This is a genomic window from Paenibacillus sp. ov031 (assembly GCF_900143165.1).
In the GTDB taxonomy this organism is placed as follows: domain Bacteria; phylum Bacillota; class Bacilli; order Paenibacillales; family Paenibacillaceae; genus Paenibacillus; species Paenibacillus marchantiae.
Window position 1 is genome coordinate 289782 of the sequence record NZ_FRDO01000004.1, and the last position, 25663, is coordinate 315444.

The 25663-nt window shown below is 46.2% G+C and carries 21 protein-coding genes; 8 read left to right on the plus strand and 13 right to left on the minus strand.

Going from position 1 to position 25663, the window contains the following annotated elements:
- Positions 1 to 85 precede the first annotated feature (85 nt).
- The gene (locus tag BUA17_RS18830; protein ID WP_072734588.1) at positions 86 to 856 is read left to right on the plus strand and encodes an isoprenyl transferase; all 771 of its coding nucleotides are present in this window, start codon (positions 86 to 88) and stop codon (positions 854 to 856) included.
- 2 nt (positions 857 to 858) lie between these two features.
- Here the strand turns inward: BUA17_RS18830 and BUA17_RS18835 are convergent, their stop codons facing one another.
- On the minus strand, positions 859 to 1812 hold the full coding sequence (locus BUA17_RS18835; RefSeq protein WP_244552185.1) for an alpha/beta fold hydrolase: 954 nt from the start codon (positions 1810 to 1812) through the stop codon (positions 859 to 861).
- Positions 1813 to 1923: 111 nt separating this feature from the next.
- On the opposite strand from BUA17_RS18835, the gene BUA17_RS18840 reads away from it, so the two are divergent.
- On the plus strand, positions 1924 to 2637 hold the full coding sequence (locus BUA17_RS18840) for a MerR family transcriptional regulator (protein ID WP_072734589.1): 714 nt from the start codon (positions 1924 to 1926) through the stop codon (positions 2635 to 2637).
- A gap of 116 nt (positions 2638 to 2753) precedes the next feature.
- Here the strand turns inward: BUA17_RS18840 and BUA17_RS18845 are convergent, their stop codons facing one another.
- The 4 genes from BUA17_RS18845 to BUA17_RS18860 form a co-directional block, all read right to left on the minus strand.
- On the minus strand, positions 2754 to 3791 hold the full coding sequence (locus BUA17_RS18845; protein ID WP_063565413.1) for an NAD(P)/FAD-dependent oxidoreductase: 1038 nt from the start codon (positions 3789 to 3791) through the stop codon (positions 2754 to 2756).
- Positions 3792 to 4766, minus strand: coding sequence for an ABC transporter substrate-binding protein (locus BUA17_RS18850; protein WP_072734590.1), 975 nt, complete (start codon positions 4764 to 4766; stop codon positions 3792 to 3794).
- 117 nt (positions 4767 to 4883) lie between these two features.
- Positions 4884 to 6494 carry an AraC family transcriptional regulator gene (locus tag BUA17_RS18855; protein WP_244552186.1) on the minus strand — a complete coding sequence of 537 codons (1611 nt, stop codon included), beginning with the start codon at positions 6492 to 6494 and terminating at the stop codon, positions 4884 to 4886.
- Between the two features lie 84 nt (positions 6495 to 6578).
- Positions 6579 to 7937, minus strand: coding sequence for a PTS transporter subunit EIIC (locus BUA17_RS18860; RefSeq protein ID WP_072734591.1), 1359 nt, complete (start codon positions 7935 to 7937; stop codon positions 6579 to 6581).
- A gap of 331 nt (positions 7938 to 8268) precedes the next feature.
- Here BUA17_RS18860 and BUA17_RS18865 point away from each other — a divergent pair, with 331 nt between their 5' ends.
- Positions 8269 to 10920, plus strand: coding sequence for a cation-translocating P-type ATPase (locus BUA17_RS18865; protein ID WP_072734592.1), 2652 nt, complete (start codon positions 8269 to 8271; stop codon positions 10918 to 10920).
- A 154-nt stretch (positions 10921 to 11074) separates the two neighbouring features.
- Positions 11075 to 12418: an MFS transporter gene (locus BUA17_RS18870; protein WP_072734593.1), complete on the plus strand. Its 1344-nt coding sequence runs from the start codon at positions 11075 to 11077 to the stop codon at positions 12416 to 12418.
- Between the two features lie 118 nt (positions 12419 to 12536).
- Here the strand turns inward: BUA17_RS18870 and BUA17_RS18875 are convergent, their stop codons facing one another.
- Positions 12537 to 13001 (minus strand): SMI1/KNR4 family protein, encoded by a 465-nt coding sequence (locus tag BUA17_RS18875; RefSeq protein ID WP_072734594.1) that lies wholly within the window; start codon positions 12999 to 13001, stop codon positions 12537 to 12539.
- A 33-nt stretch (positions 13002 to 13034) separates the two neighbouring features.
- On the minus strand, positions 13035 to 13691 hold the full coding sequence (locus BUA17_RS18880) for a DUF2625 family protein (RefSeq protein ID WP_072734595.1): 657 nt from the start codon (positions 13689 to 13691) through the stop codon (positions 13035 to 13037).
- Positions 13692 to 13822: 131 nt separating this feature from the next.
- On the opposite strand from BUA17_RS18880, the gene BUA17_RS18885 reads away from it, so the two are divergent.
- Complete coding sequence (locus BUA17_RS18885; RefSeq protein ID WP_072734596.1) at positions 13823 to 15313, plus strand: right-handed parallel beta-helix repeat-containing protein; 1491 nt, start codon at positions 13823 to 13825, stop codon at positions 15311 to 15313.
- Between the two features lie 134 nt (positions 15314 to 15447).
- Here the strand turns inward: BUA17_RS18885 and BUA17_RS18890 are convergent, their stop codons facing one another.
- The 3 genes from BUA17_RS18890 to BUA17_RS18900 all read right to left on the minus strand — a co-directional run bounded on the left by BUA17_RS18890 (position 15448) and on the right by BUA17_RS18900 (position 19089).
- The gene (locus BUA17_RS18890; RefSeq protein ID WP_072734597.1) at positions 15448 to 16431 is read right to left on the minus strand and encodes a sensor domain-containing diguanylate cyclase; all 984 of its coding nucleotides are present in this window, start codon (positions 16429 to 16431) and stop codon (positions 15448 to 15450) included.
- 29 nt (positions 16432 to 16460) lie between these two features.
- Entirely contained in the window at positions 16461 to 17267 is an 807-nt protein-coding gene (locus BUA17_RS18895; RefSeq protein ID WP_072734598.1) for an alpha/beta fold hydrolase, read from the minus strand.
- Positions 17268 to 17454: 187 nt separating this feature from the next.
- Entirely contained in the window at positions 17455 to 19089 is a 1635-nt protein-coding gene (locus BUA17_RS18900) for a DUF1593 domain-containing protein (RefSeq protein ID WP_072734599.1), read from the minus strand.
- Positions 19090 to 19461: 372 nt separating this feature from the next.
- Between BUA17_RS18900 and BUA17_RS18905 the strand changes: the two genes are divergently transcribed.
- The 3 genes from BUA17_RS18905 to BUA17_RS18915 are packed head-to-tail and all read left to right on the plus strand — an operon-like array spanning position 19462 to position 21424.
- Positions 19462 to 20112, plus strand: coding sequence for a hypothetical protein (locus tag BUA17_RS18905; protein WP_063565401.1), 651 nt, complete (start codon positions 19462 to 19464; stop codon positions 20110 to 20112).
- A 34-nt stretch (positions 20113 to 20146) separates the two neighbouring features.
- On the plus strand, positions 20147 to 20704 hold the full coding sequence (locus BUA17_RS18910; RefSeq protein WP_063565400.1) for a DUF1697 domain-containing protein: 558 nt from the start codon (positions 20147 to 20149) through the stop codon (positions 20702 to 20704).
- A 60-nt stretch (positions 20705 to 20764) separates the two neighbouring features.
- The gene (locus tag BUA17_RS18915; protein ID WP_063565399.1) at positions 20765 to 21424 is read left to right on the plus strand and encodes an Imm50 family immunity protein; all 660 of its coding nucleotides are present in this window, start codon (positions 20765 to 20767) and stop codon (positions 21422 to 21424) included.
- A 2-nt stretch (positions 21425 to 21426) separates the two neighbouring features.
- On the opposite strand, the gene BUA17_RS18920 is transcribed toward BUA17_RS18915, so the two are convergent.
- The 3 genes from BUA17_RS18920 to BUA17_RS18930 all read right to left on the minus strand — a co-directional run bounded on the left by BUA17_RS18920 (position 21427) and on the right by BUA17_RS18930 (position 25565).
- Positions 21427 to 22614, minus strand: a complete 1188-nt coding sequence (locus BUA17_RS18920) for an MFS transporter (protein WP_072734600.1) — start codon at positions 22612 to 22614, stop codon at positions 21427 to 21429.
- A gap of 110 nt (positions 22615 to 22724) precedes the next feature.
- Positions 22725 to 23681 (minus strand): helix-turn-helix transcriptional regulator, encoded by a 957-nt coding sequence (locus tag BUA17_RS18925; protein ID WP_063565397.1) that lies wholly within the window; start codon positions 23679 to 23681, stop codon positions 22725 to 22727.
- 249 nt (positions 23682 to 23930) lie between these two features.
- Positions 23931 to 25565, minus strand: a complete 1635-nt coding sequence (locus tag BUA17_RS18930) for a carboxylesterase/lipase family protein (protein WP_083584769.1) — start codon at positions 25563 to 25565, stop codon at positions 23931 to 23933.
- Positions 25566 to 25663 lie beyond the last annotated feature (98 nt).

Genomic DNA, 25663 nt, shown 5'->3' on the forward strand with positions numbered 1-25663 from the left:
ACCATTTATTCACATATTTGTATGTCTTATTTGTACAAGTAATCGCATCAACCCATTCTAGCTTGAGGATCAGGAGGAATTTCCAATGAAGTGGTACCGTGTACATAAAGAAAAACCGAATACACCCCATTCTATCGACTGGAACGGATTAATCCCGAAGCATATCGCTATTATGATGGACGGAAATGGAAGATGGGCGACAAGAAGAGGGCTGCCCCGAAGTGCCGGGCACTATGCAGGAATGCAGACAATGCGGGAAACGACAAGCATGTGCCACAAAAACGGGATTGCTTCGCTCACTCTGTACGCCTTCTCTACGGAAAACTGGAAAAGACCCAAGGAAGAGGTTGATTACATCATTAGTTTGGTGGTCGAATTTGTACAGGATACAACTGTTCAGGAACTGAATCAGAATAATATCAAAGTTAATTTTATCGGTGATATCTCAAAATTCCCAGAAGAAACACAGGAAGCGATGCGCAAAGTGGTGGAACTAACCCAAACGAACAGCGGGATGGCTGTGTATTTTGCGATGAATTATGGGGGTAAAAACGATATTGTACAAGCGATCAAAACGTACATCGTAGAAAATAATGAAGAAAACAAAGAAACCTCGGAAATCTCCGAGGTGGATTTTGAAAAGTTTTTGTATACCGGACTCAATCCTGCCCCCGATCTGCTGATCCGAACCAGTGGGGAGAAACGGTTAAGCAATTTTCTATTATGGCAAGCTGCTTATTCCGAGCTCTGGTTCACGGATGTGATGTGGCCGGATTTCAATGAGCAATTGTTATACGAATCCATTCTGGATTATCAGCAGCGCAAACAAAGAGCTTTAGACGATATCACACAGTAATATCAACTTGTTTTTGCCGATCCTGAGCTTAAATGACTTTTTAACCAGGGATGGATAATAGGGAGAACGGTGCTGGGCTGCATGGCTTTGGTGTGATCCATATCCGCTCCCTTGATGATTTCGACGGTCCAGCCGAGGTTTTCAAGAACGGATTTATGCTTTTGCAATCGTCCAGCGATATCCACCGTCACATTCCCAAATTTCTCACCGTACACAATCGTATCTTTCTCTCCTGCAAAAGCCAATCTGGGGATATTCAACTGAGTTTGAATACGTTGGTCATCGAAATCAATTAAACCTTGATACAAGGTCGCAAATTGTTTCGTTTGAGCCGGATCGATCTTTAACTCCAAGTTGTCCCAATCCAATTGATCCGGACTCAATTCTTCAGCTTTCATTAGAGTTTCTGCTGAGTGTATTTCTCCCGTTTCTTCATACTGCTTCAATGCTCCCTCATATGTCTTTATGGTCACTACTCTCATTTCCTCATACGGCCCCTCGTATGGCGGGAATCCTCCCATAATGAGACTTTCCATTCGGTCAGTCCGCAGGGCTAACTGCAGCCCGGCGAGAGCCCGCCAGGAGTATCCATAATAACTAAATCGATTCACATTCATCTGATCCGCAATTCGTAACAAATCCTGAGCGATATATTCGGGCGTAAAATGTTCCGGATGGGGATGTGCCATATAGTGGCCTTCATAATCAAAATGCAGGATCTGAAATTCATCGGAAAGTCCGTCGATAAACTTTGCACCCAATTCAGGATCAACCCCCCATAACTTTAGGGTTTCAGCTTCTTGTCCAGTTACGGACTTTTTGGATATGGGCAGCATTATGACACTACGATCTTGCGCTCCCGTCAGACCCACTTCAAGCTGCGAGCCATTTAACAATGTAATCATTTTCTGCAATTGAACCAGTCCTTTACTGTTGATATCCTCAGTGTATAACATAGATGCAATCTTTCGGTTTTTATTATAAAGTGTGGATAAAATATGGACTTTGGCGCGTTGTATGTTAGTGTAGCACTTGAAGGTTTTACTTGAAGCATGAGGAGAAGAAACATGAACCGAGCATATACACCTGGGCAGATTGCCACAATGCTGAATGTAAGTTCAACTACACTGCGACGGTATGAAAAGGAGAACCTGATTCCTGACGTTCCACGGACCGCCAGCAATCACAGGTACTATACCCCTGTTCATCTTCAGGCGTTTGTCGCCATTCGTTTATTATTGAAAGGGTATGAGATTCCCGTTGCATATGAGGTTATGAGAAAAGTAAAACAGGGCGATACAATCGATGCCCTCTGGCTTATAAACCAACAGCTGTACAACAGCCAACTGGAGAAGCAACGAATGGAAGACATATGGAAGATGGTGCAACAGGTGGATTTTGCTAACGATCGAAAGGTTGGAACGACGGAGGCGGTGACGATTGGAAAAGCTGCCGAAGCAGCCGGGGTCAACACTTCTGCTATCAGGCATTGGGAAACAGAAGGCTTGATTTGCTCCGAAAGAGACCCTAACAACGGTTATCGAATGTATACCCGAGCCGAGTTAAGAAAGATATTGGTCATTAGCAGTTTAAGAAAATCCGTCTACTACATTGAACATATGAAAGAGCTTCTGAACACTGTCGGCACGCAGGATTATACACAGATTAATAATGCCTTCCAACTGGCTCTGCAAAAGCTTAACAGCCAACTGTCCCTGCAATTTGCAGGCGTGAAGGAACTTATGACATATATTGAATTATTTCAGGAACCACAGGGGTAACTTATTGGTTAGTTGAGATTGGATGTTTTAATAAAAAAAGCCCGACACATGTTCGAGAAATTATTCTCAATACCGGTCGGGCTTCTTACTGTTACTTCACGTTCTAACATGCTGATTTACAGGGTAGAAATGGCTTTGTTTTTCTCAAAGAACCTTGCATTATGGGACGATACTCCTGCCATATCGGAAGCGGTCGGCTCCAGATAGAGCTTGGCACTATTCACTGCGAGTACGGCATCATTAAATGCACCAGCAATCAGACGGACTTTGCTTCCATAGGTAATGAAATCACCTGCTCCGAAGATTCCCGGCTGACTTGTGCACATTCGCGGATCAACCGAGATACCGTAATCTTCACGTTCCAGTCCCCAATGGACCAGGTTACCGAAATCACGATCGTATCCATGACTTACAACCACTTCATCCACTTCAATTGGCATGATCTCCCCATTGTCTACATGGGCAAGTTCGACGCGGCCTATTTTGTCTCCTGTACCATATAAGCGCGAGATGCTGTAAGGAGTCAAGACTTGGGCAAAAGCTTTCATCTGGGCAACAGGCAGCTCATGTGCCGTAAACTCCTGGCGTCTGTGCACCACAATGACCTCCCGCGCCAATCCCTCCATTTCATTCGCCCAATCTATTGCGGAATCCCCGCCTCCCGAGATCAGTACACGTTTATCCTTGAATCTGGACAGATCCGTAATGGTATAGTGTAGATTCGTCAGCTCATACCGATTTGCGCCTTCAATATCCAGCTTCTGAACCTGCGTCATGCCTCTGCCTGCACATAACAAAATCGTACGCGTGTAATGACGCTCTCCTGTCTTTGAGGTGAGTACAAATACTTGATCATCGCGTCGTTCCATCTGAGCAATTTCCTGGCCGAATACAATGGTTGGATCGAAGGTTCTTGCCTGTCTTTCCAGGGAATCAATCAATTTCTCACAACGAATCGGATCAACTCCACCTACATCCCAGACCAGTTTCTCCGGGTACGTGCGCATAAATCCGCCCAATTCCTCTTTGGCTTCAATGATTTTGGTACGCATGGCTCTCATCCCGCTGTAAAATGCAGCATACATTCCTGCCGGTCCGCCACCAACAATCGTTATATCGTAAATGTCCAATTGCTGCTCTGCTTCAGTATTCATCTAGGGCACCAACTTTTCAACGACATAATCCAACAACTTGGCCGACCCAATAGGGCCCACACCTGTTACAAAATCACTCGTTTTCAGCGGAAAGACATGATTGTCTTTCACGGCGTTCAAGCTCGCCCACACTTTGCTTTCTTTCAGGTTATCCATGGATTCCTTCGTATCATAGCCTTTCAGCGTCCTGTCTTCTAGAAATATATAATCCGGGTTCATTTCTGGCAAAAATTCCAGGGAAAACTGGCTAAACCAATCGGTAGAGTCTTTGATGACTTCAGGGCTGTTCAGACCCAAAGTATCATAGAAAAAGACACTGCTGCTTCCTCCTTTGGGACCCATGAAACGGTAACGATTGTGCTCTACTCGAAGAACCAGCACGGTTTTGCCGCCGATGGCTTGAGAAATTTTCTCCTGTGCCTGCTTCGCCTTCTCATCAAATTCAGCCAGCACTTTGGCAGATTCCTCTGTCTTGTCAAAGACAGCAGCCAACTTCGGCATGGCAATCTGCATTTCACTGTTGGAATCCAGAGCCACCGTTGGAGCAATCTTGGATAGTTCATCATATACGCCTTGCTCCATACCTACGCCTGCGGTAACAATTATATCTGGTGACAACGTCAGCAATTGTTCATAATTATATTGATATTGTTCCGCTTCAATCATTTGGACCCCGTGTTCCTCAAAATAAGACGCACGATAGTCCGGTTCAATCTCCGGAACAAATATAACCATCTGCGGTATAACGCCCATCTCAATTAAGTACTCGGCATAGATGGAATCCAGTACAAGCATATTTTGAGGATTCGTAGGAATCGTCACCTCTCCAAACTGATCCCGAACAACCTTCGTCTCATTTTTCTCTGCCGTTTTTGCTGAAGCTTCCACTTCTTTATCAGAAGTACCGGAACAGGCGGAAAGCACCAAACTTAGTGCCAACAGCACCATTCCCAAACCCTTAAACCTTCGTGACATGATCTACTCGCCCCTTATGTAATATATTGATAATGATAATTATTATCAAATACTAGCAAATAGGAAGAGATCCTTCCATAGGAGATGGTGCGTATCTAGTTGGATTATTGTGCTCTATCAGACATTGGCGACCAGACTATTTACAATTTCATTCAAAATCATTCGGTGTCCAATAATTCCACGGCCATCCACCCACAGGCGAGTATCCACAAGAAATACCCTGTTGTTTTTTACAGCCTCCAAGCCATTCCATTGAGAGCTCTCCACTAACTTCTTCATATTTTCTTCAGCACTAAAGTGCTGCATAACTCGTTTCTCCACAAACAGGTAATCTGGATTAGCTTTGGCCAACAAGTCGAGTGAGCAAGGATTAAACCACGCCTCCCCTGACTGCAACGGCTGTGGCAGAGTTAAACGGAGCTGTTCGTACAGTAAATGGGACACCCCATTAGAATGACCACCCAAATATCGATAACCGAACGGTTCTACCCTCAGCACCATCACGGTAGAGGAAGATTGGACAAGATGCTGTAGTTGCTGCTGTGCTGCGTTTACTTCCAATTTCATCTGCATATGCAGTTTATGGGCTGTATCTTCTCGATGAAACACGCTTGCCAGTTGATGGAGCAGAGCCTCCACATCGCTATTTAAACCGGTTATAATGGGTGCAATTGTGCGCAGCTTTTGCTTGATCTCTTCTGTCCAACAATTTCCCATAATGCATTCAGGATGAACTTGCCGAATCAGTTCCACATCCAGCTCATATTGTGAGACTTCCAACATCTTCACCTGATGCATGTCAAATAGTTCACGTAGATGTTCAGGCAAAAGCAAGGGAGTTACTACAACCGCATGTGGAATAACCCCCAAGTGAATCAACACTTCCGCACAAAGCGGGGAAAGACATACGATTTTACGCTGGGGTAGCGTTTGTGCATAATTTCTCGGGGACACACCCGTTAACTGTTTGAAACGACGACTGAAATAATGTGCATCCTCGAATCCGGTCTTCTTCGCAATATCCTGAGATGTTGCCGTTGATAACAACAGCTCCTCTTGAGCACGATAGATCCGGTAATGAGCCAGATAATCCAGAGGCGGCTTTCCAAAGCGCTCACTGAATTTGCGGGAATAATGCCAGGGACTGATGCCTGCGATCTCAGCCAATTGCTTGCGTGTGATGACCTGTTCATAATGCTGCTGCATGTAATCCACAGTGCGGAGAATGCTTTGTTCCACGGTCGGTTCCTCTTCTAACAGCTCCCGGTATACATGTTGCAACAGTTCATACACCAAAAGCTGATTTCCTACACGGATTACATTGGGATTAGGAGAACCATCTCCATTCCAATGTTGGCTAAGACTCGCCAGTGTGCCACCGGTTAATTTTACTTTTTGATACGTGTCTCCTGACGGTACATGCCATTTAAATTTCCCCATTTCACTTTGGTCAGGGAACATCGCGTATGTATCGAACTGAACATGCCATCCGGCCAAATCCAGATTGCCACCCTCAATCACTTCAATCACAGAGTTTTCTTGCACAGCAACTAACTCTCCATAAGATACCTGAACCCTATGACCATTAATATTCCAGATCGCTTTCCCGTCAAGGATGAGTAGTAAAGCATGACTAGGAAAGTGATGCAGCTTGCCCGCCGTCATCCATTGGTCTGTCAGTGGCTTAGTTGACTTCCATTGAGCCATCCACTCTATGTTGTTGAGCATTTTTGTTATCCTTTCTGTGGCTGTCCTATTATTAACTCTACAATACACGAAAGCCCGCACCATCAGGTACGGGCTTTTCTTAATTTATACGTGTTTCCTTTCTTTTCCTAACATCAAATAGGTGAACACACCTGACACACAGAAGGAAATAATTAAACCAACACAGACATGTAGCAGATTCAGACTCCCTTCTTCCATAAATAGCGGAATTTCCAGCAGACTTCCGGACCCACCCAATGCAACTGCTTTGACGGACATCAGCCCGAAATACAGTCCTCCTGCAGCACCGCCCAGCAATGCCGAATAAAAAGAGGCCCTCTTTCTCATATTGACCGCATACATCGCAGGCTCTGGGGTACCTAATAAAGCAGTTCCTGTTGCCCAGAAAGCCAGCTTCCTGAATTCCCGCTGTTTGCTTCTTAGCCCAGTAGCGAGTGAAGCTCCTGCTTGTGCAACGAAGGCAACTAACATCACAGGGAGAATGAGGGAGAAACCATTAACCATCAATTCATTGATTATGATAGGTAAAAGCCAGTAATGTAATCCAGCGATCATCATTAGGGAATAAACCGCTCCCAGCAGCATAATTGCTACAATCGGGGCATCATTCAGTAGTGAATCTACCACATCCGGTAAATGCTGATCAATCCAAGTACCAATTGGACCGAGTATCATTAGAACCAGTGGAACTAGAATCAGAAACGTCAACAATGGAGCAAGAATTCCTTTAAAAACTCTTGGGCTTTTTTGCTCAACGACTTTATCCAGATAGGACGCCGCATATATCGTCAAAACCACCCAAATTGAAGCTGAAAAAAAGATCGCTTGTGACACAATGGGTACACCCATAAAATGAACATCCTCTTCACCTGACAATAAAGCGGTCATTTGCGGGTAGAACATTAGTCCGCCAATCGCTGCGGCAACATAAATATTGCTTTTTAACCGATAGGCTGTACTGATGGCTACCAGGATTGGCAACAGATAATACACACTATCTCCAATGGATTTAAATATCAGGAATGTCTGACTATCCATCAGTGAGGATTCGTTAAATAACGTAATGACGGCTAGAACAATCTTGAGCACTGCAGCTCCCAGGATGGCGGGCATCAGAGGCCTGAACACATCGGAAATAAAATATAACAATGATTTTTTACGGGTACGCCTTGTTTCAGGCAGTGCGTCCCCTTCTGCTTTCCCCACTCCCATGCCCTGTAGCGTATTATTTAGTTGGGAGGACTCGTCCTCATATGCTATGGAGCAATAATCTCCTGTTATACGAATATCGCCGCCAAGATCCAATACATCAGATACTGATAGATCCATTCGAGTACGGTCACGCAATGTCAGCGTAGTGGTATCCATGTCATGCTGCACATGACGAATATTTTCCTTTCCCCCTGCGAGTTTCAATAGTGCTTCGATTTGCTTGTCATTCATATGTACCTTCTCCTTATGCTGCGGTAAACCCGAGTTTTATGATATGCCCTTATCTATATACGCATTTCCATGAAAAAACTTCAATAGGATAAAAAAACTAATTCCCCTTTTATTTCATGGTTTTTGCGCAAGGTACAATGACCTAATCAAAATAAACAGCAAAAGTATATCCAACACACCGCATAGCAAACGAATGAGATTCACCAGACGCGGAGATTCTACCTATGGAGTTCATAAATTTGATAAAGTTTCACTGATTCTTAGACGCCTGCAAGGTTATATACACAAGGAAACCTAATATCTGAAATCTATGATCCAAGGAGCTGGTCATTTGCAATATTACAGACACAGCGCAGAGGAGACGCTTCAGGACGTTCAGAGTTCCACGGACGGGCTCACAACCTCTGAGGCTGCGAAGAGACTGGAGACGGAAGGCTATAACGAGTTAAAGGGAAAAGCTGCAACCCCCATCTGGAAGCTATTTATTGAAAATTTTAAAGATCCCATGGTTATCGTGCTGCTGATCGCGGCCGCTGTTCAGATCGTCCTTGGACACCTGATCGAATCGCTAATCATTTTTCTCGTCATTCTGTTAAATGCGGTAATCAGCGTTGTGCAGACCAAAAAGGCCGAAAGTTCCCTGGATGCACTCCGGCAGATGTCTGCTCCCGAAGCCAAAATCATTCGTGACGGGCAGAAAAAAACGATTCCCGCGCGGGAACTTGTTCCCGGTGATATTGTCTTGCTGGATGCAGGGGATTATGTCCCTGCAGACGGCCGCATTTTGGAGTCAGGCAGCTTACGAATCAACGAGGGAATGCTTACAGGTGAATCCGAAGCAGCGGAGAAACATGCAGATGCCATCCCGGAAGAAGCTCCGATCGGTGACCGTCGCAATATGGCATTCAGTGGATCACTGGTGGTGTATGGTCGGGGTACGCTTGTCATTACGGGTACAGCGCTGAAAACGGAAATCGGCAAGATTGCCGAATTGATTGAAAATGCAGAAGCGAAGGAAACCCCGCTACAACGTAAATTGGAATCGTTTAGTAAGAAGCTTGGCTTCTTTATCCTAGGCTTGTCGATTCTTATTTTCGCCATCGAAGCAGGACGTGTCTGGTTAACTGAAGGAACCGAAAATATCGGACCATCCATTGTGAATGCCCTAATGTTCGCAGTTGCCGTCGCTGTCGCCGCCATCCCTGAAGCCCTTTCCTCCATAGTGACAATTGTATTGTCTCTGGGAACGAACAAAATGGCCAAGCAGCACGCCATCATCAGACGTCTTCCAGCCGTGGAAGCTTTGGGTTCTGCCAGCATCATCTGTACCGACAAAACAGGAACGCTCACTCAAAACAAAATGACCGTGGTGGACTATTACATTCCCCATGGCACGAAAGACCAATTCCCCGATGATCCCAAACAGTGGTCTGCAGAGGAACGGCGCTTGTTACATATTGCAGTACTCTGCAATGATTCGAATATTAACCAGGAAGGCAAGGAACTCGGTGACCCAACCGAGGTGGCGCTCATTGCCTTCAGTAACCGGGTGAACAAGGATTACAATGAAATTCGTGATCAGTTTCCGCGTGAAGCCGAGCTTCCTTTTGACTCGGATCGGAAATTGATGAGCACTGTGCACACATTTGAAGGACAGACGGCTTTGCTGACCAAAGGTGGACCGGATGTGCTGTTCAGTCGCTGTAGTCATGTATTTATGAACGGTGAAGTTCAGCCATTGACATCTGAGATTCGCACGCAGTTTGAAGAAAAGAATGAAGCTTTCTCCAAACGGGCCTTCCGTGTGCTAGCCTACGCCTACAAAAAGTTTGATGACAAAAATCAGGTCACGGTAGAGGACGAATATGATCTAACACTTGTTGGTCTGACAGCCATGATTGATCCACCGCGTGAAGCGGTATATGGTTCCATCGAAGAATCCAAGAAGGCAGGCATTCGCACGATCATGATCACTGGCGACCACAAAACAACAGCCCAAGCGATCGGTATTGATATCGGACTTGCAGGCCCGGATGATCTGGCCCTTACCGGAGCAGAGCTGGACAAACTGTCGGATGAAGAACTCGATCAGCAGCTCGAACATATCTCGGTGTATGCACGTGTATCTCCTGAAAATAAAATCCGCATCGTGCGTGCGTGGCAACGCAAAGGCAAGATTGCAGCGATGACCGGAGATGGCGTCAACGACGCACCTGCACTGAAACAGGCAGACATCGGCGTAGCGATGGGCAGCGGGACGGATGTCGCGAAAGACGCGGCAGCCATGATTTTGACGGATGATAACTTTGTCTCCATCGTGAATGCAGTCAGTGTAGGGCGTATGGTATTCGATAATATCAAAAAAGCCATTGCGTACCTGTTTGCAGGAAATCTTGGGGCGATTATCGCCATTTTGTTTGCACTTGTAGTCGGCTGGGTGAACCCATTTACGGCCCTCCAGCTGCTCTTCATCAATCTGGTAAATGATTCCCTGCCTGCTATTGCACTGGGTACGGAAAAAGCTGAACCGGATGTCATGCGGCGGAAACCGCGGGATATCAACGAAGGTATCTTTGCCGGCGGAACATTGCAGGCTGTCATTACACGTGGTGTTCTGATCGGGGTGGCTGTTATCGTGTCCCAATATATTGGACTTGGGATCTCGGAGGAAATGAGTGTGGCAATGGCCTTCACGACCCTGATTCTGGCACGGAGTCTGCAAACTTTTGCAGCGCGCTCCAACACACAGACGATTTTCCAGGTCGGCTTCACCACTAACAAATATGTCCTCGGCTCCATCTTGGTTTGTCTCTGCCTGTATGGAATCACGCTGATTCCAGGGGTTCGCAGCATCTTCGCCATCCCGGCAGCCTTTGGCTGGAATGAGTTCCTTATCGCAGGGGGACTTGCTCTCGCAGCGGTCATTCTGATGGATGTCATCAAGTGGATTCGCAATCGTGGCACACCAGCTACTACGTCCTAAAAATAAACAGATGAAAATGCTCATGTGCAAAAACGACGTCCTGGGTCAGGACGCCGTTTTTGTTTAACCACCCAATGAATTCGTATGACATTATTGCCATATACATAGATTGAGCGTAAAATGGTTTATTGAATTCATAGACAGGAATGGTTACGTGAAAGATAAAATTGTAATGCCTCTCTGGACTTGCTGCCTATTCATCGTTGTGATGAATACCACCATGTTTAACGTCTCTTTACCCGTTATTATTCATGATCTTCAGATTACATCAAACCTGGGGTCCTGGGTCATTTCAAGCTACTCCATTGGTTATGCCTTGTCGACGGTGATTTACAGTCGATTGTCTGACCGTATTCCGGTACGCAAATTGTTGACGGTGGGATTGCTTATTCTGGGCTTATCTTCATTGCTGGGATTATTTGCGCACAGCTTTGCGATCCTTTTGCTGACACGTATTTTGCAATCTGCGGGTGCAGGAGTCATGGCCGGGCTTGGTCTTGTCATCGCGAGCCGTTATATCCCAGTGGAACGACGCGGAGCTGCCATCGCACTGATCTCATCAGGAAGTGCCATGGCGTTTGGGCTTGGTCCCATTGTCGGCGGACTCATTAGTGAGTACTGGGGCTGGAATGGACTTTTCGCCATTACGGTGCTTGTCCTGCTTGCACTGCCCGTACTGCTCTATTTTCTCCCGCGTGAAACGGCCAAACCGGAGAATCCTTTTGATATGATCGGTGCTGCATTAACCGTGATTAATGCAACCACCCTTCTGGTTGCCATTACTCAGCAGTCTTGGTTATGGCTGGCCATCGGTGTCATTTCACTTGTTGTGCACATCGTGTATATTCGCAGGGCGAGCCTTCCTTTTGTGAATCCACATGTATTCCGAACACCCGGGTTTACCCGGCTACTGATCATCGGCTTCTGTGTTCTGGTCGTAAATCTGGGGAATCTATTCCTGATGCCGCTAGTGCTCGCTGATCTGTTTGGACGCTCGTCACTGGCTATTGGTCTGCTGATTGCTCCTGGAGCCATCGTCTCGGCATTCTGTACCCGTTTTGTAGGTCGCTGGATCGATCGTTATGGCAATATACGTTTTCTGATGATCGGACACATTTTGCTTGCCGCAGTGCTTGCTCTGTTTATGCTGGGACTGAATCAGTCTGCCCTGATCATCACCGGAGGATATCTCTTCTTCTCCCCGGCACTCTCCGCCTCCATAGCTTCACTGAATAACGAAGCGTCTCGGGTGCTGCCCAAAGCGCAAATCGGTTCCGGTATGGGCTTGCTACAGTTGATCCAGTTTTTTGGCGGTTCGGTATCCGTAGCTGTCTGCGGGCTTATGCTGCACGGCATTCCGGGTGTTCCGGTAGAGGAAGCCTATCATTATGTATATGGATGTCTGCTCTTGGTCTGTCTGGCCTCGCTTGTCATCGTGGTCTGGCACAACAGAGCTGCACGATCAACTTCTACGGTTACGATGACTGAGACTGGATAGGTCGCAAACCAGGATGTATTCTATATCATTCAATCAAAACATTCATGTATTCGATTGAGTAAAAGGCCCGCGCATAGCGCGAGCCTTTTGTTGTTCATCCCGTTGTTCAAACGACGAATCACTCTACTGAATCACTCGGTCTGGATTTTAAACAAGCTATGAATGCATTGAAATTGGCAGCGATCTCTCGTACATTTTCCTCCAGCAATCGCTGGGCTTCCTCCGGCGTCTCTGATTCACTCTCGGCATCTTCGCGCACCATCGCCTCTTCATGATCCATAACCAGTACGGCAGGAAATTCTGAATTCGTTCGGTAATCCAATAAATAGTTATTGCCGCTGCTGACACTCCAAGCAAACGGAATAATACGACGTGGATCGGGATTCACATCGTCTACCAGATTGATGTTATTTGCAATGAACTCATTATCGAGAGCAGAGAAACGAATTTCCCAATCGATGACCTCTCCATTTTCAATCATATCAAATATTTGACCATCGGCCTCCCGTTGAAACTCCAGATATTCGTGCGGAAACACAATGTCGTAATGCTTCTGAATGTTATTGATATTCAAGTTATTCATACACTCCCTCCCCTACAGCCCTGTCATAGCACATCATTTCCCAGCCAATGCTGCCTTCCAGGCTTCCTCCACCGCTACAGGAGCTTTGCTGCTGCTCTCGCCGCCGCCCTCCTCCGTCCAAAGCGGTGGATAATAAGCAAATACTTGTCCTGTCTGAAGCTGTCCCATGTCGTTCTGCCAGCCCCTCCAACGAAAGGTCTGATAGTACTGCTCCAGATCACCGTTGGACAACCAGTTGATGAAGCCCGAATAAGCCAGTTCTGTCGATTCCCATTCCAGCGTGTCAGGTGCAAAATAGTATACATGTCCCGTACGGCCATACTTACCCATATCCATTCCAAAAAATCCACCCGCGGCATCGTAGGCGACGATCATCATGCCTTCCAGTGCTGGTACACACGGCTTGTCACCCACACCATTCCAACGGGTCAGACTCCCAAAGATGCGGTCACCACCCGATCCAAGTAACGTAATCCAGCCATCATCCAGCAGGATGCCCGCTGTCTCATAGGCAACGGCTCCCAAATAGGATTTGGTGCTGATCTGAAGATGATAGAGCGTATCCTCTGCGGCCTCCCGCTGTGCAGGAACATAGGTGTACTTATTTTGTCCATGGTCCAATAGCTCCTTGAGTTCCTCCCAAGCGTGATGTTCCCGATCCACTAATTCGTTTGCAGATAGTTTATGCATGATCATTTCTCCCTTCCAGCTGCTGCTATTCCTCCACACATGCTTGTTTTGTATGAGCATATCACGCCCTAATTCACCATTCAAATCTGCTATAATAAAACTTCATAGCTAATTCATGAGGAGGAATCATCTTGTATCGTATAGCTACAATTGCACTCCTGGCCCTGATCCTGTTCGCAACCGGTTGTCAGAAGGATGAGGCTTCATCCGTCCCTTCTCCCGAGGCTGTGCAGGTACCGGATACCCAGAAGATGTTTTACATATCACCACAAGGAAACGATTCGAACAAAGGAACCATTCAATCTCCCTGGAAAACGTTGCAGCACGCTGCCGACCATGCTACACCGGGAAGCACCGTTTTTTTGCGAGAAGGTGTCTATCACCAAAAGGTCAAAATTACTCAAAGCGGTAATTCCTCGGGTAATCCAACCCTATTCTCCAGCTATCCACAGGAAAAGGCCATCATTGATGGTGAAGGTCTGTCGGTACGCGGCATAGAGGGTTTGATTGAAGTCGAAAATGCCAGTTATATTACGATTCAAAATCTCGAAATTCGCAACTTTACAACCTCACTTCGGGGACAAGTGCCTACTGGAATATATGTTCACGGGTCAGGAGAGCACATTCAACTCCTGGGCAACACCGTTCATTCCATTGCCAATGATGCTAAACCTTCAGAACCCAATTTACAGGGCAGGGACGCCCATGGAATCGCGATTTATGGTACGGAGCATCCCCAAGCATTACGGGATATTATCATCAAGGATAATGAACTGTATGATCTCGTGCTAGGTTCAAGTGAGTCACTCGCAGTCAACGGGAATGTGGATACGTTTGCCATACTGGACAATACGATCCATGATACCGACAACATCGGCATTGATCTGATTGGGTATGAAGGAACTTCCGAGGACGACACTTACGATCAGGCGCGAAACGGGATTGTACGGGGAAACGAAGTCTATAATATTTCTTCCAATCTTAATCCGTCTTATGGAACGAACCTCCCCAATGATAGCAATTCTGCCGGGGGAATCTATGTAGATGGAGGCAAAAATCATATCATCGACCACAATCGGGTATATCGTAACGATATCGGAATCGAGATTGCTTCGGAGCATGCTGGGCGTTCCACCAGCCACATTACGTTGCAGGATAATCTGATTTTTCATAACAGGCTTACCGGCATCGCCATGGGCGGCTATGATGAGGAACGCGGTTCTACTGAGGACAGTACGATTATGTACAATACGTTAGTGGATAACGACCTGCTGGATGCAGGCAATGGGCAGTTATTCTTGCAAGCCCGAACGAAGAACAATACGTTCAAACGAAACATTCTCGTATCGGGCAGCTCTGACGTGCTCATTTACAATGAATACACCAGTAATTCGGGGAATGTGTTTGATCACAATGTGTACTACTCCTCTGCACCACAAGAAGATACGCTGTGGGTATGGAAAAACACGGAGTATTCCGGCTTCACCCCCTACATGGAGGGATCAGGAAATGACGCACATTCATTGTATGTAAACCCCGAATTTATGGATGAGGCCAACGAAGACTTCACTCTCCAAGCTGGTTCTTTCGCCGAAGGATACGGCTACCTTGCACCGCGATAATGATTACGGAAGAAGAACAACCAATTCAAGTCAGCTGTCCCGTTTCAAACAAAATAAAAGAGCTTGCGTATAGGGCACTTCCCTTATGATGCAGGCTCCTTAATGTTTTCCTGTCTAACTGTTTAACCCAGCCCTTAATTTCTTACAAGCTCGGCTGCATGGGTCACCCGATTTCGCCCACCCGTTTTGGAGGCATAGAGCGCTTTGTCCGCTTTTTGAAACAAAGACTGATCTGTATCTTCCTGCGAAACCGTAGCCGCGCCAATACTCACTGTAATGTTATACTCGCCCCAATCGGCGGAATCTACCTGTGAACGATATCTCTCCGCTGTAGCCACAGCTTGCTCTCGATCACAATTCGCAAGAATAATGACAAATTCCTCTCCGCCATAACGCGCCACCACATCCGTGCTCCGTGACACCGATTGCAGCAGGCCTGCCAGATTGCCCAGCACCAGATCTCCAATCGGATGTCCATACGTATCGTTGATGTTCTTGAAATGATCAATATCAACGACCAGAAGGGAGAAAACACATTGAGTTTCCCGGAAGAGTGCCAGGCTTTCCACCATTTTATCCTGAAAAAACCTGCGGTTCTTGAGTCCGGTGAGCAGATCCGTCGAAGCCATCGTCTCCAACTGATCATTCACTTTGATTAACGCCTGCTGCTTCACCTTATATTCTTCGTGCAGTCGTTCAAGTTCCTTGTTCGCATCATTTGTGGCTTGATACAGTTCCTGAAGTTTCGTCTTGGTGTTCATTATATCCTTCTCATGTTCAATTCGCTTACGCATCACCACAACCACACAATCTACTACGCTTTCCCCATCGCGATTTTGGCGAATCCCGTTAAGCAAAACTGGGACATCCTGCTGATCACTGGTGCGAAACGTAAAGTACATCTCGTCCACATGTCCATATAACTGAATATAGGGATAGAAATACGTATGAAAAAACAGCTTGTTGGTCACCGACATAGTCGACTCAATATGCCGTCCCAATAGCTCATTGCGTTCATACCCTAGCATGGTCAGCAGGGTTTGATTAATCGTTTTTATGATGCCCGAGTCAGAAATGGAGAAGTATCCACAGGGTGCCATATCTAATTGTATATCCATGGATTAACTGCCTTTCCTCTCATTTTACTTTACACGCTCTGCAAATACTCTTTAATGAAGCGGCTTGTCTCTTCAGGCTGACTTAAATGTGGATAATGCCCCTTCGCCGTCATCTGTTGAAGTCTACTGTTCTTCAGATGCGCATGCAAGTAATCCCCCACTTCAACGGGAGCGATGCTGTCATCCGAGCATTGAAGAATGAGCGTAGGTACCGAGGCACGCTCCAATTCATTCCGACAATCCGAGAAAAACGTCACCTCCGCAAATTGTCTGGCAATATGCGGATCTCTCGAACAGAAGCTTTTTTCCAACTCTTCCGTCAGCTCTTTCCGTTCCGGATTCTGCATAACAATCGGAGCGAGATAGCTGGCCCAACCAATAAAGTTCATCTGCATCATTTCCAGCAGCTCATCAATGTCACGCCGATCAAATCCGCCATAGTAACCCGGAAGATCGTTTACATAACGCGGGGAAGGCCCCAGCATGACGATTTGCTTGAAATATTTAGGTTCATGAATGGAAGCAAGCATGCCAATCATACTGCTGACCGAGTGTCCAACAAATATGACATCTCTCAAGTCGAGCGCTTCCATAATCTCCAGCACATCCTGGGCATATCCTTGAAGATCACTGTATTTGTTTGAATCATAATAGTTAATTTGAGATTCACCTGAGCCTACATAATCGAATAAAACAACTCGGTAGTGCTCCGTAAAACTCGGAACAATATAGCGCCACATATCCTGATCGCACCCAAATCCATGTGCAAAAATAATCGTTTGGCTGCCTTTTCCCAACACTTTCACATTGTTACGCACGAGGACGTCAATCGTCATCCAAATCACCTCTCTGAGGTAGTATCCTTTTGCTTTGACCTATCTGGTTATTATATCGGAAATTGTTGGGTTATGGATAAGAAATATTAATTTTCATTACTTTGGATACATAAAGAACAATCCACTTTGTATGCCAAAAGGCCCTCTCATCACGAAAGGGCTCTTTGTACTCATTTTTTATTTTTGGCTATTTTACAGTGAGAATCACACGTTGATAATGCTTCAACTGATGCTCCCCATCATCCTGTACTTCGGCTACGATATGAATGGTATCGCCCGATTTGGCATCGTCAGGTACGTTGAACGATACAGCATCGGTGTCACTGCCCTCCAATTGAATCGTATCCAACTTCTCGCCCTTCGCCAGTTCACGATGTAATCCAAGTTGCAGATCACCCGCCATCTCAGGCTGAACTTTCTCCTCCTGGACGTTGGAATCTTTGTACGTATCTGCTTCAAAATATCTCCACCATTTGTAGGTGAGCTGATCTCCATCCGGGTCTTTTCCTTCGGCATGAAGGGTTATTTTCTCACCCGGACTGACGGACAGATCCAGTCCTTCCTTAATCGTTAATGACGGATTATGGTTGGCTGCTTCAAAGTTATCTGCTACGGCCCAATCGGCACGAGCCGCAAAATCATTCTGAATATCGTCAAACCATCTCATCAAAGAGTATTCAGCCTCATATCGTTTGGTATACGGATCGTAATCAAGAACGTTGTTCCTGAACAGCTTCTCATTTACCACACCGAAGCGTCCACCCCATCCACCGTAGGAAGGGTCTTCCATACTGCGCAGTCCATTGTCAATTAGATAGAAGAAGGATGGAGAATCACCCTCGGATATAAAATCGTATTTGTCATATTGCGGATTCTTCTTTAGATACTCAGCACTACCGCGCTGCTCTTCTTCCAGCTCGCCTTCAATCATTTTGCCGTCACCCATAGATGCATACATATCCAACAACTTGCCATGACCATCCAGAATGTTTTTGATCATCCAATCCCCATGCAGCTTGCTGTTGACTTCCTCTGTATGGAATTTCCACGCATAGGCAAAATGCCAGAAGTTCGATTGGTCGTTCAGAATACGAATGTCAGGCCAATTTTTTGCAATATAGTCGTTATAGCTGTCATCCTGATCGAGGATGATGTATAGCACCAGTTTATCACTGACTTTTTTGCGAATCGTTTCCCACTCAGATGTACCCTTGTACTGTTCTTCAATCGATTTCAGTGCTCTGGCTGTTGTATTTGTACCGCCCCAGGTCTGCACAATCAGATCTCTGGAATCATCGTCGAGGAAAAGCGTTTGGAGAAATTCGGAACCTTCCGTTTCTTTCTCCATCTCCCCTTTGTCGGAGATATTACCGATTTTGGTCATCTTGCGAAGCTGTTCCGGCTCCGGATATCCCTCTGCATGTTTGGACAAGTTGGGATAAATTTCGCCATAGGCATCAATCATGTCGTAAACCCACTGTGTACCTGTCCAGCGGAAAGGTTTGATTCCTGCTTCCTCGTCGCCCGCATAATGATAGACTGAACTGGTCAGCACAATGCCTGCCAGATCCATTTCATTGGAATATAACAGAAAACGAATCACCGAATTCATATCATCCACTTCACCATCGGTTGTAATGACCGTTCTAGCTTTGGTTGCTGAATGATCTACCGTTTCTGTAGATTCATTTTGTTCCTGTTCTGCCGTCTTATTCGGCGTTTCAGTAACCGTTTGCGGTGTTTTGGATGCGCACCCACTGACAATCAGAATCATACTGAGGCAACCAGCCACCAAAACGTTTAACCATTTTCTTGTATTCATGTTCGTGATGCTCCCCTTTCTTGTGTTCCACGCGATGTGTTTTTGGGAATGTCTGCGATGTTGGTCTACTACTTAATATGGTCCGTAAAATGCAAAAAAACCCAAACATCAATATGAGCTGGACAGAGTCCACGCATATCGACATTCAGGTTTTGCCTGCCAAAGCAGTAACAATCCTCATTTGAGAAAAAGTATAACATGTTCGCAGATTGATGTAAACGTATTCAATATTAACTATATAAATTGAACTAAAGAATATTTATATAACCAGAGGGTGTAAGCTTTTCCCATTTTGATATATGCTTATGCTTATGACTATGAATGAATGTAACTATTTGAAAATAATTCTAACACCAGGAGGGATCAGACACCTTGGAACAGCTGAATGCTGCCCTAATCCGTTTTGTGGAGCAGCAAGATTTATATAATAAAGCTTATGGACTTTTCAAAAATCATGATCTGCGTCCTCGTGAACAGCAACACCAGCTGCAAGTGGACGAACGAATCCCGCTCTCTCCAGAGCTCCAATATCTGTACAGCCACTACGAGATGATGGATGAACAGGCCAAGGGCACACTCAAAATGAAAAATGCAGCCGTCGAGATCGGTGATGCAGCTCTAATCTCCTTTGTTGCACCTGAACATCTCCATCGTCAGCAACTAGGTCACCGCTGGATCGGAATGAACGAACCTTATGAGGAGTCAGCCTCTTGGCAAAAAAATCATGTCGTCATTGCGAATTTTAACGATGATCCGATAATTGTGGATACAGCAGCACCGAACTCTCCTGTATATGCGGCCTTTGCAGGAGAAGAACCTCAGCTTATTGCCGATTCATTAACAGTGTTTTTTAATGCACTGGCCATCCTGATTGAAGCTGCACGGGCCTATGCTGGGGAATTGAAGGACGAGGAAACTTATGAAACCAAACCCGAATATCTGGAGCATGTCGAACCTATATTGAATGATTTACTGGGAGAAGAGCATACTGCACATTTATTCGAGTATTTGTCATTTTGTTGAAATTAAAGGATCACAAGATACGGAGGGTTGAATCATGATTTATGTTGCTTTGCTTCGGGGCATTAATGTGGGCGGGAATAATAAAATCAATATGAAGCAGTTAAAAGAAACGTTTGAACAAGCGGGCTTGCTGGACGTGGTGACGTATATCAACTCAGGCAATATTATCTTTGCCGATCATCAGGAACGCGTGGATGCGAATACGGAATTATCCCAGATTCTTGAACAAGCCATAGCTGTCGATTTTGGCTTACAGATCAAGGTGATGGTACGTAATCTGGATGAAGTTCGAACAGTTATTCAGGGACTACCGGAGGACTGGACGAATGATGCCGCGGCCAAAAGTGATGTCATGTTCCTCTGGGATGAAGTGAATGATGTTTCAGTTCTGGACAAACTGCCCATCAAACCGGAAATCGGCACATTGCTATATGTTCCCGGAGCCATTTTATATTCCGTCAGTAAAGAACTTGTCACCAAAAGTGGTATGAACAAGCTCATAGGCTCCAAGGTCTACAAATATATGACGGTCCGGAACGTGAACACGACCCGCCAGATTTACAAGCTGATGCAGGCTGCGGCTGAGAGATGATCAAGGCCAAGTGAAGTGTCTTGCCAGTTTTCAAAGCTTATGTATATCGGAGGGGATTGCATGAATCAGGAGCGGACATGGAACGTTAGTATAAAATCTGTGAAGCGGGAGGAATTTTATTTTGCCCCGAATACGGCTTGGCAGGTGAAGGTACCAGCTTACCGAGTACACTTCAATTCAGATTGCGAATTAAGGCTGCATGCTCAAGATCAGATTTTGATAAAGGTTGGTGAGGTTGGAACAGCAGGCTGGGCCGCATTTATTGGAACGGCAATCAAATGTGGACCTGATTCAATCCTGCTGTATACAAGCCCCCAGTATGAGTCACGATTGATGGAAGCCTGGCAGTTTGAAATGATCTTCTCACCACTCAACTCCATAGAAGGTGCCCAGAACGTGATCGATACGTTGGGGTTCTTCCCACCTTTTCACTACGATGAACTAACCAATGTGAAGCTGCAAAACGCGGATCAAGGCGATAAGTTTGAAAATCTGTCCCTGACGATTACGCATACTTCCACAGACGGGTTGGAACAGCCCCTCGACTTTAATTTTGAAGACGTCCAGTTTAAGAACATCTCTCCCGCCGAGGAAAGCAATGTCTGCTTGCAGCTCAGCTTCGCTTACGAGGGTGAACAGATTGGCGTGCAACTGGACGCGATAGCCGGATTCGCAGCGACATTTCTATGCCGCAAAGTTGTGGTTCAGTTAGGTCTTTAACCTTACCCGGCAACGGAATGGGTTTGAATTTTTCTCGATCCCAACATGACTGCACCCATGACTAGAACCAACAGGGCTACCAGCATGAACGGAATATGTTTATCTACCTGATACAACGTTGTTGTGAGTAAAGGGGTGATCACGGCAGATATGCCTTGAATCGCAGCAACCAATCCGGCTGCGCCGCCCTGTTGTTCTTTGCTGACCGAAAGAGAAGCCCCGGCCATAAAACCAGGCATCATCAGACCCGAGCCCATGCCGAACAGGAAGAAGGAGAGATAATAGACAACCAATTGACTAGAGATCAGAAACAATACCATGCTTGCGAGCAGAAAAAGGGACCCTAGCAAAATCATCGGCCGTGGCTGCCATTTCAACCACTTCATCTGGATCACCTGCATGATCAGCATCGCAGCCCCGGAGAACATCAGTCCAAACGAGACCATTCGGGCTGTAGCCCCTGGAGATAATGCGAGTTGGTCCTGGAAATAAAATCCACCAATAACCTGTACCGTCATAATGCCAATCATCGTAACCAACCCGGCAGCAAGATACATACGCAACCCGCGTTGGAGCGGGTTGACCTTGGGCGCTTTCTCCTGAATGACCGGCTTGGCAGCAGGAATGAGCAACAAAGCAATGATAAAAGCCGCTATCGCAATAAAAATACCAAAGTAAAGCGGCCACAGGAGGCCGATAATGGTAAAAGCGCCTGCAATCGCAGGGCCAAATACAAGTCCCAGCCCATTGGCGGCACTAATAATCGCCATCCCGCTTCCCCGCTCTTCTCCTTCCGTCACATCTCCCATATATGCCTGTGAAGAGGATAGCACTGCCGGAATGAACATACCAATCAAGCTCCGCGTTACAATCAGAAGGGTTAACAAAAGTCCCCCTCCGATCCACGCATTTAATCCACTATACATCGCCAATGCAAACAACGCACAACTTATGGACATGCCTATGAATCCAATCAATATGATTGGTTTTCTGCCTTTCAGATCACTGAATCTGCCCCATACCGGACCCATCACAGCCATGGCGATGGACCCGAGTGAAATAATTAGCCCGGAATGACTTTCTTTCATCCCCAGCTCACGAATAAGTGGCGGCATAATGGGAGCAATAAGCATAAGACCCAACATGGCTGCAAATACGCTAAAAAAGATACTTCCTCTGATTCTGTTCACGCTCATACACTCCTTTATTTTTCAGTACAGTATCCACTGTACCTGGAGTATACAAGGCTGAGAGAATCTCGACTGCCTCCATACGGAACAATTAACGGTTAGACGGATTATTAATATATTTTTTTCATTTCCGATGGCTTCACGCCGAATTTGCGATAGAATTGCTGGGAAAATGCACTGATGTTACTGTAACCAACCGCTATCGCTGCCTCAGTGACGTTATTCTCTTGACTGCGCAGCAATTTCATGGCGTTGTCGAGACGAATCTGGCGCAAATATTCAAATACGGTAGTGCCGAACAGCGCCTTAAAGCCTTTTTTCAATTTAAAATCATTCAGACCCACCTGTTTGGACAACGCCAGCAGGGATGGAGGGTCCACCATGCTTGCCTCCATAATCTCCCGGGCGGTATGCAGCTTCCGTATATCCTCTCTGGAAAATCCCGAAGGAATAGGCGCCAGATCAAACAGCTGAATCATAAACCGATTCAATATCTCCAATGCGGTCGCTTCCATCATTAAGGAAGATCTATAGGGGTTGTTCAATTCCCCAATCAGACTTTCAATCATCGTTCGAATTCTGTGATCCAGCTGAAATATGATGGGTTTGAACACACAATGTCCCAAAATGTCCTGAAACCGAATGGACTGGCTCGTTGCCAATTGTGCGCCCGCATAATTGAACAACGAGATCGGAATTCCGATGGCAAAAGAAGTATAGTTCTCCTGCGCAGGCGGATGGAACCAGGCTTCAAAATCACGCATCATAATGAGTGCTCCCTGTCCAGTGGGCAGCGTATATTGCTGACCGGATATGTCTACATAGCGCGCACCTGACAAGGCAAATTGCAGCTCAATGATGGGAATATTCGATGCAAAAAACGTAGAGCACGGTTCACTATAATTAATCTGAGAATACACAATTTCGATACCACTATACGTGGTTACTCTTTTTATATTGCCACTGCCCGCTTTAGCAGAGAGCAGGTACGTGTTTTCATCTTGCTGACTGAATGGTTCCTGCGTTAAGTAATGCTGGTATACGACAGCTAACGAATCGAAACCCATGTGTTCTCACCTCGTCTATAACTTGATCATGACTCTCAGATAGAGATTTGTTTAATTGAGAATAATTCTCAATAATTCTACCTCAATTTCTGCTTTTAGACCAGCCCCATGACGAGATCACTATTCTACATACGAAAAAAATCCAGAAACCACCTATAGATATGGTATTTTCACATTGAAGAATGAGGAGATACGCCCGCAACTAAAAAAGGACACTAGAGATCATTCTCTCGTGTCCTTTCGCATGACTTATTCCCAAAAAAAGCGTCCGGCAAATACCTTCTCCGTCAGCAACTTGTATGTCTCGTCTGGCAATTCTTTTTTCATTTTCTCCATTACGATATCCTTGCCTACATTATAATGCATAGACATGCCGATCTCCGCTGTCGTATCGGTTGCGTCCAGATGCATAATTGGTGCTTTGGCATCTTTTGTCCAAGGTGTCCATTCGGCCAATTCCGATGATCCACCACAACCCGGGTTGCCTGTATAGAGGAACTGCTTCAAATATGCTGCCATCGCGGAAGACAATGTCTCACGGCCTGGTTTGTTCTGTTCACTAAAATAACCTTCAGGGAAAAGAGCGGCAACGCCGTCTGCGTGTCCTGTGTAAAAGTCCATATCCGCGCCATGCGGTGCGCCCAGCAATGTTTGCAGCCTTTCGGAAATGACCCCAGGCTGTGTACCCCATGCAAAACGATAGGCGTATACCGGCGGCTGTCCCGCTTCACTCGTAAGGAATTCAGCTACCCGCTCTGTATTAAAGCCGGCATAAACCTCACTGCCGTATTTCAGAGCTGCGGCATACTGTTCGGCCTTGGTTTCATCTGTAAACAGAGTTTCATAATGAAATGAGGGTACAAAGTATGGATCACCGAAAGCAAAGCTGGAAAACTCGGTTTCCAAACTGCCCAGCAGAACAGGAACTTGTGCATAATTACCGCTGTTGATGGCATCGAATCCCTCTTTCGGAATGACTGTACCGTCACGGAACAAATGTGGGAATGGCTGCATACGAATCGCCGTTGAACCATATACAGTGACCAGCTTGTCAGCAGGCAACTCACGCAAATAGCTGGCCAGCTGTGCCTGATACTGCTTGCCGATCCATGTTCTCGCATGTTCAATAGAGGTCACTTTACCCTCTTGCACGAGCAATTTCACAAGTGCATCCTCGGATTTTTGCTCGCCTTCCTCCGGTGCAGCCGTGGTCAGACCACCACTGAAAGCAGCTAATTTCTGAAATAGCCCTTTGCTTAGCGGTGAGATTAACGCTACCAGAACATTACGTGCTCCTGCCGACTGCCCGGCCAACGTAACATTGCCTGTATCTCCGCCAAAGCCCTCGATATTATCCTGTACCCACTGCAGTGCACGGAATGCATCAAGCAAGCCATAGTTGCCCGAATCATCAAGGGGATTTCCGGTTTTCAATGCAGCACTTTGAAAGAACCCAAGAGCTCCCAAACGATAGTTCACCGATATGATAATGCTGTTCGTGTTACGCGCAAGCTGTTCACCCTGAAAATCCTTGCCTGATCCGGTCATATTCCCGCCGCCGTGCAGAAACACCATAACCGGAAGCTTCGAACTGGTTGTATTCGGACGCCAAATATTGAGATACAGTGAGTCTTCACTTCCGGCTATCGTTTCACCGGATAACTGCAAGCTGCACGCAGCAAATTCCTTGGCGGTTCGAGTCCCTGTCCATGCATCCGGTTCACGCGGTGCTTTCCAGCGTAATTCACCTACCGGAGGTGCTGCATAAGGAACACCTAACCAGCCGAGCGTACCGTAGTGTTCATAGGTTTTTCCATCAATGGCTCCATATTTCGTCTGCTGCAATGTTTGAGGTTTGAACCCCTGATCTTGTTTATGTTTCATCCAACTCTGCTCCAAGGTTCCACCGCCATTGAGCTGTGCCTGCAAAGCTTATGCAGTCGTTTCAGCCAACTGGCGATTGGTACGTTCGCTCGTGCTCC

What these genes read in the sequence shown, in the direction of transcription:
- BUA17_RS18875 (WP_072734594.1), bottom strand. Translation starts at nt 13,001, where the DNA reads ATGAATAACTTGAATATCAATAACATTCAGAAGCATTACGACATTGTG.
- BUA17_RS18850 (WP_072734590.1), bottom strand. Translation starts at nt 4,766, where the DNA reads ATGTCACGAAGGTTTAAGGGTTTGGGAATGGTGCTGTTGGCACTAAGT.
- BUA17_RS18895 (WP_072734598.1), bottom strand. Translation starts at nt 17,267, where the DNA reads ATGACGATTGACGTCCTCGTGCGTAACAATGTGAAAGTGTTGGGAAAA.
- BUA17_RS18855 (WP_244552186.1), bottom strand. Translation starts at nt 6,494, where the DNA reads ATGCTCAACAACATAGAGTGGATGGCTCAATGGAAGTCAACTAAGCCA.
- BUA17_RS18880 (WP_072734595.1), bottom strand. Translation starts at nt 13,691, where the DNA reads ATGCATAAACTATCTGCAAACGAATTAGTGGATCGGGAACATCACGCT.
- BUA17_RS18840 (WP_072734589.1), top strand. Translation starts at nt 1,924, where the DNA reads ATGAACCGAGCATATACACCTGGGCAGATTGCCACAATGCTGAATGTA.
- BUA17_RS18915 (WP_063565399.1), top strand. Translation starts at nt 20,765, where the DNA reads ATGAATCAGGAGCGGACATGGAACGTTAGTATAAAATCTGTGAAGCGG.
- BUA17_RS18860 (WP_072734591.1), bottom strand. Translation starts at nt 7,937, where the DNA reads ATGAATGACAAGCAAATCGAAGCACTATTGAAACTCGCAGGGGGAAAG.
- BUA17_RS18930 (WP_083584769.1), bottom strand. Translation starts at nt 25,565, where the DNA reads ATGAAACATAAACAAGATCAGGGGTTCAAACCTCAAACATTGCAGCAG.
- BUA17_RS18830 (WP_072734588.1), top strand. Translation starts at nt 86, where the DNA reads ATGAAGTGGTACCGTGTACATAAAGAAAAACCGAATACACCCCATTCT.
- BUA17_RS18900 (WP_072734599.1), bottom strand. Translation starts at nt 19,089, where the DNA reads ATGAATACAAGAAAATGGTTAAACGTTTTGGTGGCTGGTTGCCTCAGT.
- BUA17_RS18845 (WP_063565413.1), bottom strand. Translation starts at nt 3,791, where the DNA reads ATGAATACTGAAGCAGAGCAGCAATTGGACATTTACGATATAACGATT.
- BUA17_RS18835 (WP_244552185.1), bottom strand. Translation starts at nt 1,812, where the DNA reads ATGTTATACACTGAGGATATCAACAGTAAAGGACTGGTTCAATTGCAG.
- BUA17_RS18910 (WP_063565400.1), top strand. Translation starts at nt 20,147, where the DNA reads ATGATTTATGTTGCTTTGCTTCGGGGCATTAATGTGGGCGGGAATAAT.
- BUA17_RS18890 (WP_072734597.1), bottom strand. Translation starts at nt 16,431, where the DNA reads ATGGATATACAATTAGATATGGCACCCTGTGGATACTTCTCCATTTCT.
- BUA17_RS18925 (WP_063565397.1), bottom strand. Translation starts at nt 23,681, where the DNA reads ATGGGTTTCGATTCGTTAGCTGTCGTATACCAGCATTACTTAACGCAG.